This is a genomic window from Arsukibacterium sp., assembly GCF_033721375.1.
In the GTDB taxonomy this organism is placed as follows: Bacteria; Pseudomonadota; Gammaproteobacteria; order Enterobacterales; family Alteromonadaceae; genus Alishewanella.
This window is the reverse complement of sequence record NZ_JAWWAP010000001.1, coordinates 171,430-187,140: the sequence shown is the minus strand read 5'-3', so window position 1 is coordinate 187,140 and position 15,711 is coordinate 171,430. Positions and strand designations below refer to the sequence as shown.

General features: G+C 46.8%; 16 protein-coding genes. 6 read left to right on the top strand and 10 right to left on the bottom strand.

The features are described 5' to 3' along the window. Positions 1-124: 124 nt before the first annotated feature. The gene (locus R3187_RS00830; protein ID WP_318964804.1) at positions 125-1,162 is read left to right on the top strand and encodes a nuclease-related domain-containing protein; all 1,038 of its coding nucleotides are present in this window, start codon (positions 125-127) and stop codon (positions 1,160-1,162) included. Between the two features lies 1 nt (position 1,163). Here the strand turns inward: R3187_RS00830 and R3187_RS18780 are convergent, their stop codons facing one another. From R3187_RS18780 to R3187_RS00820, 3 genes are all read right to left on the bottom strand, one after another. Next, positions 1,164-1,280, bottom strand: coding sequence for a type II toxin-antitoxin system CcdA family antitoxin (locus tag R3187_RS18780; protein ID WP_413229009.1), 117 nt, complete (start codon positions 1,278-1,280; stop codon positions 1,164-1,166). Positions 1,281-2,190: 910 nt separating this feature from the next. Next, positions 2,191-2,562 carry a hypothetical protein gene (locus R3187_RS00825; protein ID WP_318964803.1) on the bottom strand — a complete coding sequence of 124 codons (372 nt, stop codon included), beginning with the start codon at positions 2,560-2,562 and terminating at the stop codon, positions 2,191-2,193. Further along, positions 2,559-3,614 carry a hypothetical protein gene (locus R3187_RS00820; protein WP_318964802.1) on the bottom strand — a complete coding sequence of 352 codons (1,056 nt, stop codon included), beginning with the start codon at positions 3,612-3,614 and terminating at the stop codon, positions 2,559-2,561. Before R3187_RS00820 ends, R3187_RS00825 begins: the two co-directional genes overlap by 4 nt. A gap of 487 nt (positions 3,615-4,101) precedes the next feature. Here R3187_RS00820 and R3187_RS00815 point away from each other — a divergent pair, with 487 nt between their 5' ends. Beyond that, complete coding sequence (locus R3187_RS00815) at positions 4,102-4,476, top strand: VOC family protein (RefSeq protein ID WP_318964801.1); 375 nt, start codon at positions 4,102-4,104, stop codon at positions 4,474-4,476. Between the two features lie 16 nt (positions 4,477-4,492). Next, positions 4,493-4,942: an SRPBCC domain-containing protein gene (locus R3187_RS00810; protein WP_318964800.1), complete on the top strand. Its 450-nt coding sequence runs from the start codon at positions 4,493-4,495 to the stop codon at positions 4,940-4,942. 142 nt (positions 4,943-5,084) lie between these two features. On the opposite strand, the gene R3187_RS00805 is transcribed toward R3187_RS00810, so the two are convergent. Further along, entirely contained in the window at positions 5,085-5,735 is a 651-nt protein-coding gene (locus tag R3187_RS00805) for a NirD/YgiW/YdeI family stress tolerance protein (protein WP_318964799.1), read from the bottom strand. A gap of 430 nt (positions 5,736-6,165) precedes the next feature. On the opposite strand from R3187_RS00805, the gene lepB reads away from it, so the two are divergent. Continuing rightward, the gene (gene lepB / locus R3187_RS00800) at positions 6,166-6,846 is read left to right on the top strand and encodes a signal peptidase I (protein ID WP_318964798.1); all 681 of its coding nucleotides are present in this window, start codon (positions 6,166-6,168) and stop codon (positions 6,844-6,846) included. Between the two features lie 82 nt (positions 6,847-6,928). Here the strand turns inward: lepB and R3187_RS00795 are convergent, their stop codons facing one another. From R3187_RS00795 to R3187_RS00785, 3 genes are all read right to left on the bottom strand, one after another. After that, the gene (locus tag R3187_RS00795; protein ID WP_318964797.1) at positions 6,929-7,579 is read right to left on the bottom strand and encodes a hypothetical protein; all 651 of its coding nucleotides are present in this window, start codon (positions 7,577-7,579) and stop codon (positions 6,929-6,931) included. A gap of 110 nt (positions 7,580-7,689) precedes the next feature. Then, on the bottom strand, positions 7,690-8,346 hold the full coding sequence (locus R3187_RS00790; protein WP_318964796.1) for a DUF5666 domain-containing protein: 657 nt from the start codon (positions 8,344-8,346) through the stop codon (positions 7,690-7,692). Between the two features lie 340 nt (positions 8,347-8,686). Then, the gene (locus tag R3187_RS00785; RefSeq protein WP_318964795.1) at positions 8,687-10,339 is read right to left on the bottom strand and encodes a response regulator; all 1,653 of its coding nucleotides are present in this window, start codon (positions 10,337-10,339) and stop codon (positions 8,687-8,689) included. Positions 10,340-10,563: 224 nt separating this feature from the next. Between R3187_RS00785 and R3187_RS00780 the strand changes: the two genes are divergently transcribed. Then, complete coding sequence (locus R3187_RS00780; RefSeq protein ID WP_318964794.1) at positions 10,564-10,875, top strand: DUF6482 family protein; 312 nt, start codon at positions 10,564-10,566, stop codon at positions 10,873-10,875. A gap of 4 nt (positions 10,876-10,879) precedes the next feature. On the opposite strand, the gene R3187_RS00775 is transcribed toward R3187_RS00780, so the two are convergent. The 3 genes from R3187_RS00775 to wecA are packed head-to-tail and all read right to left on the bottom strand — an operon-like array spanning position 10,880 to position 14,478. Next, positions 10,880-12,052 (bottom strand): polysaccharide pyruvyl transferase family protein, encoded by a 1,173-nt coding sequence (locus R3187_RS00775; protein ID WP_318964793.1) that lies wholly within the window; start codon positions 12,050-12,052, stop codon positions 10,880-10,882. 10 nt (positions 12,053-12,062) lie between these two features. Next, the gene (locus tag R3187_RS00770) at positions 12,063-13,376 is read right to left on the bottom strand and encodes a flippase (protein ID WP_318964792.1); all 1,314 of its coding nucleotides are present in this window, start codon (positions 13,374-13,376) and stop codon (positions 12,063-12,065) included. A gap of 37 nt (positions 13,377-13,413) precedes the next feature. Further along, entirely contained in the window at positions 13,414-14,478 is a 1,065-nt protein-coding gene (wecA, locus tag R3187_RS00765) for a UDP-N-acetylglucosamine--undecaprenyl-phosphate N-acetylglucosaminephosphotransferase (RefSeq protein WP_318964791.1), read from the bottom strand. 155 nt (positions 14,479-14,633) lie between these two features. Between wecA and R3187_RS00760 the strand changes: the two genes are divergently transcribed. Beyond that, a complete protein-coding gene (locus R3187_RS00760) occupies positions 14,634-15,710 on the top strand; it encodes a glycosyltransferase family 4 protein (RefSeq protein ID WP_318964790.1) in 1,077 nt (358 codons plus the stop codon). Position 15,711 lies beyond the last annotated feature (1 nt).

Sequence of the window (15,711 nt, the reverse complement as noted above, 5' to 3'; positions counted from 1 at the left end):
GGTTGGTTCGAGGCGCAGGGGGTAGGCCCTGAAAGTTGAAGCGAGGCTTAGTGGCAGGCTTAATGGAAGTTAAGATAACAACGGGCAAGTGAAAAAGAGCTTAGCCGCTAATTAGAAAATACCAATGATTTTAAAAGAAAAAATCCAAACCAATTCTTCATCCGTCAAACTCGCTGCTGGCATTAATCAAGAGCAGGATGTGGCGTTTTACCTGCGTCGGGCATACAGAAATAGCAACCGGGTAATGGTGCTTAATGACTTGCGGATTGAGCATGACGGCGAAACTGCGCAGATTGATCACCTGATAGTTCATAGCTTTGGTTTTACGGTCGTGGAGTCTAAAAGCATTCGTGGCGAAGTGCGGGTAAATGAGCATGGTGAGTGGAGCCGCAGTTATAAAGGGCAGTGGTCTGGTATGCCATCGCCAATTAAGCAGGCGGAGCTGCAGCTAAAGTTGCTAAAAGAGTACCTGTGCGACAACACCTTGCAGATAATTGGTAAGTTTTTAGGTGTTCAGCAAGGGCTGGGCGCTCGTACCTATGATGTATTCTGCGCTATTTCCAGCGATGCGATTATTGACCGCTCGGCTGCACCTGCAGCGCTTGCCCATAAACTGGTGAAATCAGAATTTATTGCCGATGCGCTAGATAAGCAGATGAACTTTAAAAAGTTCTATCAGTTAGTGGCTAAAGTCGCTGATACCCGGCCGACCTTTAACGAGCAAGAGCTGATGCGTATTTGCTGGTTTTTATTGGGCGAAACGAATCAAGCAGTAACTGAGTTTACAGCAATCGAACCCCAGCCAGTTTCATCTCAAATACCTCAACCAGCAGCGACTGAGTATCCTATTTGGCAAGGTAGCGTTGCTAATGAAGTGAATGAGCCGCCAGCGGCAGTCACACGGTCGCCAATAATATCTGTGAACAATGACGTAAAAAACACGCCACTAATTGTGCAGTGCAAACATTGTGGCGAGTGCAGTGGACTAAGTCCGCAGTCAGGCCGCTTTGGCTATTACGTGCAATGTAGCAGCTGTGGGGGCAATACCCCGTTAAAACGGCCCTGCGTGAGTTGCAGCAGTCAGAATACCAGGGTGAGTAAGGCAAAGGCTTTGTATCGATTAGTCTGTGGTGACTGTCAAAGTGTTAGTGAGTTTAGATAAACTAAAACATCCGGTACTGCGCTAAGGGTAAGCCATGCTGGTTAACAAATTCGTTAGAACTCTTAATCGCCCCGGCATTCTTCTTCAACCATAGGATTTGTTTAGTTTGGGTAGTGATTTTTTAGCCGAGAAAGCGGCTTTAGTGCTGCTCATGACGTGCTCAAATTGACGAATATAACCGAACGATAGCCAATATTACGGCCGTATTCAAACTTCTACGAGCTCAATACACGCAAATTGTCGTAATGTCAAAACTACCGCCAAAAATAACTCGCGATAAGACCACTCACTATCATGCCGTAGCATGAGATAAATAACCAAGCAGCTAATAGCCTGTCTTTGCGATTGGCGTATTTCTTAACTTCTACCGGATCCAGTAGCGGGTCGCGGGAGTTATTAAACCCGCATATCGGTAAGAATATTGCCCAGGCATACCACATTACCCGCCAGCCAGGGCCATCCCACTGGCTGATAGTATCTTTCCTTGCGGCCCGCATTTTTCTCTCAATTGGCCGCATACTAAATTGAGCAAATATCAGCCAGGAGATGATGGTCGAGACTAATAAAGACAAGCAAACCACGGCTAGTAGTTCTGCTGTGTGAGTTCGTTCTATCACCAGCTTTTATCCCATAGCCCAGCTAGCTAAAAATAAAGTCAATAATTACAGTGCTAATCATCAGATAGACAGATAGAAATACCCACGCCGCTAGCCACCAGTCTTTACGGCTCGCATATTTTTTAACTTCTACTGGATTTAAAAACGGATCACGGGAGTTATTAAACCCGCAAATTGGTAAAAATATCGCCCAGGCGTACCACATTACCCGCCAGCCTGGGCCGTCCCACTTACTAATGGTATCTTTGTGAGCGGCCCTCATCTTTCGCTCTATTGACCGCATGCTAAGCATTGCAAAACCAGCCAGGAAATAACAGATGAAACCAACATTAACCCGAAAAGATTGCTTAGTAATGAAAATTCAGTTTCGCTGTTTGCCACAAAGGTTTTCTAATAATTAAAGTGATGATTTTACCCGGCTGTTTTCCACACATAACTACCGATAAGCCCACTCAAAACCATTCCGGTTATCGAGATAAAAAACCAAGCAGCTAAAATACGGTCTTTTCTACCGACATGTTTTTTTACTTCTACCGGGTCGAGCAGCGGATCTCGGGAGTTATTAAAACCGCATATCGGTAAGAATATTGCCCAGGCATACCACATTACCCGCCAGCCAGGGCCATCCCATTGACTAATTTTATCTCTATTCCCTGCCTGCATTTTTCTTTCAATAGGACGCATACTGAACTGAGCAAATACTAGCCAGGAAATAACCGTTGAAATAAGTAATATTGCGAATAAATCACCCAACCAAAAGCTTTCCAACTGGATTTCTGTCACCTACGCATCCTTGTTATTTGATCATATTTAGCGCCGAAATATTCTTGCGCAAACTCATCAGTCTCTTTAGAAGCATTGTAACCAGCATATAAACCTAGTCCAATCAGAACAACCCAGCCTACCGGGCCCAATGCCAGTTTTATACCGATACCTACTGCTACCTTACCTACTAAAAGCCCTGTACCAATTGAAGCAGTTAGTCCTGCACTTTGAACTACAAACTCTCTGGTGCCATCACCGCCGTTTGCGCTCACACCTCTAACTTTATTTGCTCTGAAACCAATATCTATAAGGATAGCGCCATTACCCAGAATACGGCTATATCGGGCGTAGTTATTCAGGGCGACAACTTGCTGGGAAGTACTGACCTGCAGCGTATTGGCGGTCCGTTGGCTACCCGCTGAATTGCCATGCATATTACGGCCATTTTTGGCGACATTAATGTTGCGGTCAACATTCGCCAGGGTAGTTTTGGTTCTGCTGGCTTTATTCAGTGCGGCATAGCGCTTTAACTGGGCCTGGAAGCGTTCAATCAGATCTGAATGCGCCGCACGAGCTGCTGCCTCTTTGGCCGCGATTAGGGGGTTGTGGGCACCTCTGGCACGTGCGCCGCTAACAGCGCTTTTGGCCTGACTGGCTTGATGTAAATCTTCCAGTGCAAGCTGATATTTTATTAATGCCTTTTGCAAAGCACTACTTTGCTCACTTGCTAAGCTGATAGCCGCAGCCGTTGCTGGTAAGCCATGTAACTCAATCCGTTCCATTACTGGTTTAACATGTTCATCGACGGTTTGCGCAATGGGTAAGGTGTACTCTTCATAGTGAGAATAGGTTTGGGCAATACGCTGTTGAGCTGCAAGGGGCATGGCCGACATATGCCCGGAAATAAAAGTATCGTTTGGGCCGCAAGAGGTTAAATAAGGTTTGCCCGGAACCAGTATATCCATGGTGCTGGTGCGGTTAAACTCGTTAAAGCGCGCAAGTAAATCGGGATCTGACGCAAAAATGTCACTGGCGCGCTGCGCGCGGGTTGCAATGTAGAACTCGGCCATATCAATATCCTTATCGTGGTGGTAAGCCGAATTTTAGGCAAGCTAATGCAGGATATCAATAAGAATTAACTAATAATAAACTAATTAATCACAAATTAGTTGCTGCAGATAAGCAGGATCCCGTGCAGGCTAACAATATTGATACCCCATAAATTGTTGTAATGTCTTTGAATTAAAAGTAACTTCAAAACTATTAAATAGACCAAAGCAGATACTTTGATTAGATCTCATTTATTAAAATACATCGGCCGGGTAAGTGACTTGTTCCTCGTCGCTATGACGATGGCTTATCTCATTTTTATATTTCTAGTGCGGGACCAGTTTGACCCGATGCATTTAGTTATATTTTTCGGTCTGGGTTTAATTGCCATTTTTATGCTGGGCCGGGCACTGTTTAAAAAAATCACTGGAATAAAAACTAGTCCTCATTAATTCGTTTGTAGCCAAGCTACACTTAAGCTTATCTTTGTTTTAGCGGAGCAGGCTTATGTCTGAACTAAGCGGCCATATTGGCCAGATTGCGCTGACAGTCAGCGATGTAGAAAGAGCATTGCGGTTTTACCGCGATATTCTGGGTTTGCCTTTTTTATTTCAGCCATCGCCTGATTTGGCATTTTTGCAAGCGGGTACTGTTCGCTTGATGCTAAGCACACCGCAGGGGGCGGGGGTGGTTGGTGCAAATTCAGTGTTGTATTTCACTGTTAATAATATCAGCGCGACCTATGACAAACTGGTCGCCAAAGGAGCTAAAGCTGAGCGGGCACCTGTGCTGGCGGCGAAAATGTCGGATCACCATCTGTGGCTCGGTTTTATGCGCGATTTTGATGGTAACCTGCTTGGCTTAATGGAAGAGATACGCTGATTAAGGAGAACTTTTAATGCGCAACGTAACAACGATAAACTTCAGTACTGTAATTAACGCGCCAGTAGAACTGGTATGGCAGCGGATGTTTGATGATGCCGGTTTTCGCAACTGGACGTCGGCATTTTGCGACGGCTCTTATTTTGAGGGAAGCTGGCAGCAGGGCGAGCCTATTCGATTTCTATCGCCATCCGGCGATGGCATGGTAGCGATTATTGCTGCGCTAAAACCACTTGAATTTGTTTCGATTAAACACCTGGGATTCGTTGTAGATGGTAAAGATGATCTAAGCAGCGAGCAGGTTAGTGGCTGGGCACCGGCCTTTGAAAATTATTATTTTCAAACCGTGCCGGAGGGTACCGAGGTGAAAATTGAGCAGGAAATTGATCCGTCATACCAGCAATTTATGACAGAAAAGTGGCCTCAGGCGCTGCAGAAACTGAAAACCTTATGTGAGCAGATTTGAACCTGATGCTTATGATGGTGATATATCTCCGCATTAACTGCCAACACGAGCCAGCAAGTGGTTAGCATGAAAAAAAGACTGGCTTACCATGAATGGTAAGCCAGTCCAGGCCTTTCTTACTAACAGAGCTGTCTGGCAAGTGTTAGTTGTATGAAACGATAGATTCTGCAGTAATTTCATTGTTATCAAAGATATTCACATCTAAGTCGCCAGAGACGCTAACGAAATCACCCTTTTCAATTTGCTGAACACCAATACTATCCAGTGGGTTATAACCCATATTTATCGTATCAACCGTTACTTTGCGCTGACCATTGTCGACAGTAAACTCACGGCCAGAGATAGAGGTAACCGTACCTGCAATCTGAAAATCGTAATCAGCAGGGACACTGAAATAGGTATAAGTTACCGGCATGCCTTCTTCATCTGCAGTTGATGGGGCTGTGACCATGGTATTTGAATCTTCAATGTATACGCTACCAGCTTCTATCGTTTTGCTTTCATAAAAGCCATTGTCGACTACGCCGTATACAGTGACCTTATCACTCTCGTTAATGGCCCAACCATCACCGATGCTGTCCCAATCATCTGTTTCAACTAAAATCGTACCTTCACCGTAATCAAGAGTAAAGGCTTCGGGTGTATGGGACACAACCTTACCGCTTAAAGAAACCCAGCTGCCATCGACTTTATTTTTAACGGTGTCGGCCTGGATAGGTAGTGCAAAGGCCGCAGCAATGCTGACCGCACATGCTGTTTTAAGCAAATTAATGTTTTCAGGTAAAAAATTCATTGTTACACCTCCCAGGTTGTATTATCGAACTAAAAATAGGGTGCGAAGATCTCTGCCAATACTTGTCTGCACCGTGCTAGTGAGTCCTTCGCTCGCATTAATAATGACGCAAATAACTTGCCAAATTTAAATAATTCTATTTTTCAAAATGTTATGGTTTTAAAGTCAAAGGATTGTTTTCTGCTGCTGACATGCCAACGTTGTCTGATGTAGTTGTTACATGCAGAAAATGAAATATATTCAGTTTTCAGCGTCATAACCTTTAAAGGTAAGTTTTAGGTTATTAGCTTTGAACTCAGCATTGAACTCCGTTATATCCGGCCGGTCATATTGCAGGTCGGGCAGCTATCTGACATCTTTAGCAACACTTTCCCGGCGATTTGCTCGCAACTTGCTCAAAATTCAGCATCATAAACAGACAGGAGTCACAGTGAACGTTTTAAAAAAAACAAAGCAAATCTGGCGCAATAACCGCGGCTTTATTGTGTTTATCGGTTTAATGTTGGTATTTCGAAGTGCGATTGCTGACTGGAACGATGTACCTTCTGGTTCAATGCAGCCAACTATCGAAATTGGCGACCGGATTTTAGTGAATAAAATGGCTTATGATCTGCGTCTGCCTTTTAGTACCGTCTCGTTGCTAAAGCTGGCCGATCCAAAGCGTGGCGATATTGTTATATTTATGTCAGAAGCCGCCGACAACCGCCTGGTGAAACGGGTAATAGGTATGCCCGGTGATGTAGTGGCAATGCAGCAAAATGTCTTAACAATTAATGGCAAGCCGCTGACATACCATGAAGTGGATGAAGCGACTGCTATGCAGGCAGCGACTTCCAGCAGTGAACTGCTGCTAACCGAGCAACTTGGCAGTGTTGCCCACCCGGTAAAGCTGGCGCCGGTAGCCAGTGGTCTGGCTGATTTTGCACCGGTAGAGGTGCCAGACGGGCATTATCTGGTACTGGGCGATAATCGCGATAACAGCGCAGACTCGCGTGTTATTGGCTTTGTGCCACGAGACGAAATCGTCGGCCGTGCGGGTAAAGTGTTATTCTCGCTGGATTATCAGAATTACTATCTGCCGCGGAGTGAGCGTTTTTTCAGCAGCCTGTAAAGGTAGTACAGGTTGTTTTTCTGGTCACAGGTAACGACGACCACAGCTCACTGTGATCTTTGTTACCTCTGGCCAGACTGCTTTAATTGTAAGTGACAATGCTTTCGGCGATAACGGCAGCATTATCGAATATACTGCGTTTTAGCTCACCGCGGACACTGACAAAGTCGCCTTTCTTTATTTGCTGTAATCCCTGGTTATCCAGTGGGTTATAGCCCAGGCGTATGGTGTCTATCGTGACTTTGCGGCTACCGGAATCTATTGTAAATTTGCGATCGGTTACTGACGTTACGGTACCGGCAACCTGCAAATCGTAGTCAGCTGGAACGGTAAAATAGGTATAGCTATCGGCCATATTCTGCTGATCCGTTACTGGTGCTGACACCATGGTGCTGGCATCTTCCACATAGATGCTACCTGCATTGATCACCTTATTCTGATAAAAACCTGCTTCTACCAGGCCATAAACGGTAACGTTATCACCATCGCTGACTGCCCAACTGTCACCGACAGTATCCCAGTTATCCGTATTAACAGTGACAAAGCCATCACCAAAGTCGAGTATAAATGAGTCGTCAGTGTGTGATACTACCTGGCCGCTAAGGGCTACCCAGCTGCCTTTTGGCTCGCCTCTCAGCGATTCTGCTGCCTGCAATGGCAGCAACAGTGTTGCTGCCAACCCCAGGGCAATGGCTGTATGCAGCAGATATTTGCTGCTGACTGAACTATTCATCGTTATTCCTCCAAAATGTGTTGTCTGACATCACTGTGCTGCAGCTGGGAACCCGGCGAGCCGGGTCCGCAAATACCAGTCAGACTTAGAGCTCTCACCGGCAAGAGGCGTTAGTTGTATGAAACAATCGTTTCTGCATTGATCAGAGCGTTTTCAAACATATTAAGGTTTAAGTCGCCGGTTACACTGACAAAATCGCCCTTTTTAATTTGCTGTACCCCGATGTTATCTACCGGGTTATAGTCCATGCCCAGCGTATTGACAGTGACTTTACGTTTACCGGTATCAATGGTGAAATTGCGGCCGGAAACAGACGTGACGGTACCAGCCAGCTGCAAGTCGTAATCGGCCGGGACACTGAAATAGGTATATGTTACCGGTGCTGCTTCTTCATCGGCGTTGGAAGGCGCTGTAACCATAGTGCTTGAGTCTTCAATATAGACACTGCCTGCTTCAATCCGTTTTGTTTGATAAAAGCCGTCATCCACCAAGCCGTAAACGGTTACTTTATCGCCCTCACTTATAGCCCAGCCGTCACCAAGACTATCCCAATCGTCAGTTTCCACTAAAATAGTGCCTTCGCCGTAATCAAGGGTGAATTGACTGGGCGTATGGGTAACTACCTGGCCGCTGAGCGCTACCCAACTGCCATCAGTCTTATTTTTGACGGGATTAGCCTGCGAAGGCAGGGACAAAGCCAGTGCGCTGGCAAAACCAAAGGCACAACCGGTTTTAACTAATGTTGAGTATTTAGTTGTGAATTTCATTTTCACACCTCCATAGGTTTCATCAATGAACCAGGATCCGGGCGAAGACCAGTGGCAGCGCTGCGAAGGTTCTGAAATCACATTTGCTGCAACAGCATCGCATCTTCGCTTGTTTGGTTATTGCTGTTTGAATAAAGCAAGAATTTTGCCAGCTCGTTAATCGTTGGTTCAGGTATTACTGTCGGAGGGTTGAAGCAACCGGGATTGGCCAGGGTGGCAAATGGACTGTATATGTTACAGACAGAATATGAAAGAAATTCAACAAGCGTTCAGCTGCAATTCGGATTCAATGGCAAGCTATACTAATACAAACACTGAATCTGCAAGCAGCTGGACGTGACTAACTATTTGCTTTAGGTCTGCGAGTACGGACTACAAGCTGTGGGTAGTTCTTGCACAGCAAGCTCACGTAGTGTTTAAACTTCACCTGACTGGATGTCTCCAGCACAGAAGACTTCAGTAACTTAATGGCCTGCTTGCAGTAGCGCAGATATTTTTCGGGTAGCTGCTCACATTTGCTGGCGGTTTGCAGAATATTTTGAGCAATAATGGTATTGGTGGGCATATGGTCAAAGGTTTCACAGAACAGACTGACCGCCTGAATAAAAAAACCATTCTCATAGGCGTCGGCGGCTTCACCGCTGATTTGTTTAATGGTTGCCTTTAACTCTTCGTGGCGGAACTTTTCCATCTTCAGCATGATTTTCTGGGTTTCTGTCAGATAATCATCGTTAACTAAATAGCCCGCCAGTTTATCGATATAAAACTGACTGCTATGAATGTCGCCCAGTTCAAAATAAGCTTTGGCAGCGTCCATACAGCTGTCGATGGTGATTTTTTCTGCCTTGTCGGCAACGCCATTGTCCAGCAATGGCTGGCGGGCTTCAATTAACAAACCTTTAGCAGCCAGGATCCGGCTGCGGACCACATTTATTGCTTTTTGCCAGTCTGTATCGGCAAATCGTTTGCTTACATTGTCGAGTAACTGACTGGCATTTTGCAGAAGAATAGTGCGCTCCAGTGGGTTTTTGCTGTACGCAACGTCAATTAAACTGCGGGCATGGTTCAGATAGTTTTCGGCTGACTCTTCAACCGAATAGCGGGCGGCGGCCACCAGCTTGCCATTGATCCTGGCGGCGGCTTCCTTATCGCCGATAATCACATTCAGATTGCTGAGAGTGCGCTGGCGTTTAATATTTTTAGGGGACAGCAGTACCGCCTGATATAAAGTCTGCTGGGCAGCCTCATAGCGGTCATATTTGACCATCAGGTGCGACAACCAATCCAGTGCTTCAACTTTGGTGATTTCATACTGGGTTAAATCAGCCAGTTGTAATTCAGTATCATCCCATCTTTCCAGATAAAAAGCGGCAATAGCGGCGCCAAGCCGGGCCCATGGCAGTGCTTTATCTGCTAACACACTTTTATAAAAGTGCTCGGCTTGCTGGTACTGGCCGGTTTTCAGCAACAACTCACCTTTAATCCGCAGCGCCTGATAGGCAAACTCGGGTTTAGTCCTGACCACACCGTCGCATTCTTTTATTGCTCCGGCATAGTTATTTTCAAACAGATTTAAATATACTTTTCTCAGGGCAATTTTTTGCTTCACAGCCCGGATCAGGCGTTCATTTAAAATAGGAAAGGTAAAAGGTTTCAGAATATAGTCGTCGGGCTGGAGCTCAATAACACCATGCACCAGCTGCCGCTGACTTTCGGCGCTGATAATAATAAAGCAACATAACGGCGGCATCAGTGCCTGCTGTTTCAGGGTTTCGAACAGCTGATAACCGTCTTTTCCATCGCCAAGATTGAAGTCACACAAAATAAAGTCATAAGGAATGTCGTGGCAGCGGGTCAGCGCATCGTTGGCATCACGGCTTAAATGAATAGCTTCAAAGCCCATTTGTTGCAACATGCCTTTAACCGATGCACGCACGGGGGCACTGTCTTCAACAACGAGAACCTGCTTACAACGAAAAAAACTGGCATCCATGGCAGTACTCAGAGGCGATGGAGGATCGCAAAATATAACAATGTTGCTGATAGTAGCGTTAATTTAAGGTGCAGGTAAAGTAATCAATATACCGACGCCTGGCTGATCCAGTGCTGTATTTGTTTGCCAGCCAGTTTAAAAAATAATCTGTTGATCAATTCGCTGCGTATGACAAATGGCCAGATCTGATAAACATTATTAACAACGAACAGGGGAGCCATGCCATGCATTACCATCGTCTAGCCCATTTAAACCGGCAGGAAGTCCGGATTGATGAGATAAGTATCCATTCGTTAGAAATGGGCATATATCTGGTGGAAGTTGTGTTTGACAGCCGCAAAGGGTTTATTGTTGATGATAGTAACCGGCCGCAGCAATTTCACAGTGTTGAAGAAGTAAAACAGGCCCTGACTGAATGTGTCGTGCGTCAGGCATTTCTGGTGCACCAGTCTGCTTATGATGAAATGTGTGGCGGCCCCGAAAAAGTGGACAACACGCTTTGCGTTGCTATCCACTTTGGCCGCAATGGTGACTAACCGCTCAGCGCTGTTTTGCCGGCGTTAAATGTTGATGCAGTTGTTGCCACATTTGCTGATTGCGCTCTTTAAGCTGAGCGGCGCGTTCTGCCAGTTGCGGCAGAATGTCGGCCTTACTGGCCAGCAGCAAGTCAATCGCCAGACACAGACTATCTGCAGTGAGTTCTTCAACGCAAAAATCAGCCATAGCAAAATCACTCATCATCGCGTGGTACTTATGGCTCCAGCTGGTTGCAATGCAGGGTACCCCTTGGCTTAAGGCGTTTACTGCGCCATGAAAACGTGAACTGATAACAAGCTCAGCGCCACCGATAAAGGCTTTAACCGCCAATGGGTCTTCAATTTGTACTAAGCCGCAAGGTGATAATTTGGCGATTTCAGCGCAAAGCTCTGCATCTTCCCGCCCTTCATGATTCACCAGTATTACCTGGTAGCCCAGCACAGTCAGCTTATCTGCCGCTGCGGCAAAAGCGCTGACATAACTTGCCCGCATTGCTTCAGCGTCCGCATGATTGTATTTTGACACCACTTTAGAATTTGGAATAAGCGCAGCATAGGGTTTTACTATATCGGGAATTTCATGATTGGCTTGCGGCGTCAAACCCACGGTAAAGTCGGGGGTCAGCACCACATTTGCCGGCAGCGGGTTAACACAACTTTGCAGGTGGCTTAATGACACCGGATCCCTGACAAAAATTAGTCTGGCATGCTCAATAATGTCACGCATGGCTGTTTTACTTTGCTCGCTGGCAAAAGGGCCGAAGGCTTGCGGCATAAAAATAAAGGGTTTGCCGGCGGCAGCAAAACGTTTTACTTCTTTGGCGGTATTTTGCAAAAACTGTAATGGCCACTGATCGCCATAGGCAAAACCACTCGCTTCCAGCACAATATCCACATCGCGCTCGGTAACCATGCCATAGCGTTGAAACAGACGTTGCACCGCAGCGGGTAACCTGGCAATCAGGCCCGTTAAGTCGATACCTTTGCGTCTGAAGGCCAGTTTTTGCCAGGCACCGAGCCGCGCCCGCTCCGGATAGGGTAAATTGGGGCCGGGTGATAAAACTAACTGATAGTCTGGCAGGCTTTTCAACCCATCAAGGCAGGCCAGTAACATCAGATAGGCGCCTTTATTGCGAAACTGAACCCCTTTAATTTCAACCAACAGTGGCTTGCTCATATAAAATCCTTTAATGATGGCCAGTTTTACGCGCGGTAATAAGCTGCCATAGCTGTTTGCGGGTACTGGCGAAGATAAATAAAAAGAAAAAGGACGCGAAAGCATAAGAAACCAGAGTTGCCCACGCAGCGCCAAGAATACCCATCGTTGGTATCAGCCAGAGATTAAGCCCGATATTCAGCAGGGCACCCACGCCATGGCTAAGCAGTGACAAAGGCTCCTGCTCTGTAATGACCAGGTGCTGGCTGATCAGGTAACGGACAAAGATAAAACAACCGGCCCAGATATGGATCCGCAGTACTGCAATTGCCGCACTGAAATCGTCGCCAAACAGCAGGCTGATTAACCAGGGCGCTGCCAGCGTCATCAACAGGGCAATGCTGAACGCTGCACTGAAAAACAACAGGGCGAATCGCCGTAGTTTCAGGTAATAGGGTGTCAGCCCCTGCTGATACGCTTTTAGCATATCCGGATAGTAGCGGGTGGCGAGTGTGGCCGGAAATACATACCACAATTCTGAAAGCCTGCTGGCGGCCGCATATACACCTGCTTGTTCTGTACTGGTCATCGCACCGAGCATAATAATATCAATCTTCAGATAGACTACGGCGACAATGCCCGACAGCCACAACCAACTGGAGCGTTTTAACAGCGGCGTTATTTGCGCCGCGCTGAACCAGCGGGGATGGTAAGGTGGCCAACGGGCTTCACCCGGTATAAAAGGTTGTTGTTTGTAGCGGTACAGCAGATATTGACCCATTCCCACCAGCATAAACTCAATGCCGGTTATTAATAGTAAACTGGCAATACCAAAGCCGCTGTACAGTAACGCCAGTTTGGCGGCAAAACTGAACAGGGTTATTGTGGTTTTAAGGTAGGCAGTGCTGCGAAATGTGCCCTGATAGTTCAGATAAAATTCAAACAGCAGTAAGCCAAAAAAACTTTGCAACAGAAACAGCACCGGAATAGCAACAGCAGTATTGCCTCTGAACATATCAGGGTACAGCAGATAAAACCCCAGCAGCATCAGGCTGCCGCCAAACAAGCCCAATGCCAGCCGGACAGTAACGGCGCTGTATAACAGGGTCATCGCTTGCTGTGCATCTTGTTGCTGTACCATGCGCCTTACCACATTGTTATTCAGGCCCATGCTGGTTAGCGGCACTAAAAATGCACTCCAGGCCATGACAATCGAATAGATACCAAGCTCACTAGCGCCTAAAACCCGGGCCACAAAAATGGTTAACACTGCCGCCGCCAGTAGCTTAACCAGCCGGTCTCCCAGCATAGCGGTTGCTCTGGCGACTAAGATTTTTTTCAGCATAAGGTACTCAAGGCGGATGTAATTAAGAAAGTCATGATTAGCGCCGGTTGGCAATGTTGTGACGAATAGCTGAAATAATCCGCCAGATATTTTGCAACAGGCCGATGTACAGGGCAAACACCAGAAAAAACAGTAACAACATGGCGACGTCCGGCACCAGCAAGTACTCGCCGATAATGCCAATACAGGCAAACACCCACGCCAGCGCTGTAATTAAAATCAGTGATTCACGCGAGTTCAGTCCCAGCCGCAGTGATATATGATGCAAATGTTCCCGATCGGCCTGAAATGGTGACTGACCTTTTAATATCCGCCGTAACATAATAGCGACCATATCCATAAGCGGGATAGCGATTAACCACAGTGCCGTAACCGGCCGGAAACTGGCCGTTTCACTTTGGGTGCTTATCAGCAACAGCCAGATCACTGACAAGCCAATTAACATGCTGCCGGCGTCACCCATAAAAATTTTCTTATTTTTAATCCAGCCCAGATTAAAAGCGAGGTAGGGCAGCAAGGCGGCAATAAACACCAGCGGTAGTAAAGCTTGTGCCGGTTGCCCCCACAGCAGCATAAACACGGCGATACTGCCAATGCTGACCACACTGAGTAAACCGGCCAGGCCATCTATGCCATCGGTCATATTAAAGGCATTAATAGCGGCAATAACGGCCAGCAGAGTAAACGGAATACCGAAAATACCTAGTTCAACTGTGCCTAATCCAAAGATGTTTCCCAGATTATTAATATGCAAATCAAGGCTATAAATCATCGCAAGGCCAACCAGCAGCTGCACCGCCAACCGTAATTTCACACTTAAATCCAGCGCGTCATCAAAAGCGCCTAATATAACGATAGCCGCGGCGCAGGCCAGATAATAGCCAAGGGTAATGTCTGATGAGATATGATTTGCCAACACCAGCAACAGCGTCAGGTATATTGCCAGGCCACCAATTAAGGGTACAGCGCCGCTGTGCTGCTTGCGGCCCTGCGGAATGTCCAGCAAGCCCAGTTTGGGAGCCAGTGGCCGCAACAGCAGGATAGCGAGTAAGCTTACGGCGATCGCCATCATTGCACTGTATGATGTTTCAGTTATCGGCATGTTTGTTCCGTATCTGTGCTATTCAGCCTGTCGTCAGCTGCAATCGGTTTATAATCTGGTTTAGTACATGCTTAACGGGTTAATTTAAGCTAATTAACTATAAACTAAGTGTTTTTAATAGGCATTACGCCTATTGTAGTCAGGAATACCGGCTTTTGGACAGCAAAACCTTGAATAGCACACCCCGTGTATTAATTATTACCAATATGGGCCCGAAACCGGCTGCACCGTTTCAGGGTTTATTTGTCCGACAGCAGGTAGCTGCGCTCGCTGCGCTTAAACCCGGCTACCATTTTATGCGTTGGCATACTGACTCACGGCTGAACCGGTTATTGAAATATCCGGTATTTTTGGCCGACTTTATCTGGCGCTTCCTGCTGAGCCGCCAGAAATACCACATTCTGCACGTGCACTTTTTTTATCCGACCATCTGGCTGGCATTGCTGTATAAGGCGCTGCGTAATCCTGCTGCCAAAATTATTGTCACCTGTCATGGCAGTGACATTTATAAATATCAGCCCCCCGGATTCTGGTATCGTTGGTGTGCCGCTAAAGTGCAACACTGGATTTTCACCAGTGCCGCGCTGCAAAACCGTTTTTGTCTGCCAAGCCCAAATAGTTCCGTGCTGTCGGCCGGTATTGCCGATAGCTTTGCCGCGGTAACTCAGCTTGAGTTCAGCAACAAATCAACAGACTTACTTTTTGTTGGCAGCCTGGACCATAATAAAGGCATTGATCGGTTAATCGCTTTATTGCCATTTTTACAGGGCCGGAAAGTGGTGATCGCTGGTACCGGCCCGCTGCAGCAGCAGTTAACTGACGCGACGGCGCCCTATGCTGATATCCGGTTAGCGGGTCCGCAAACAGCCAGTGAACTGGCAATATTATATCAGCAGGCCCGATGTTTTATCAGCCTGTCGCGCTATGAATCCTTTGGGTTGGTTATGGCCGAAGCCATGGCATGTTACACCCCGGTCGTTGCCACTTTTACCGATGGTGCGGCAGCACAGTTGCAAAACGGTGTGAACGGGTATCTGGTGGCTCAGAACAGTGAACAGACCCCGTTGAATGAACAGCAGCTTATTGCAGAATTGCAACACGCTTTAACCAAAATCTGGCAACTACCTGCCGAGCGGTACCGGCAAATGCAGCTGGCAGCAAGAGCGCGGGCAGAGCAATGTCTGGTGAGTGATGTTGCTGCTAAACTTATTGATATTTATCAGGAAATGTAAG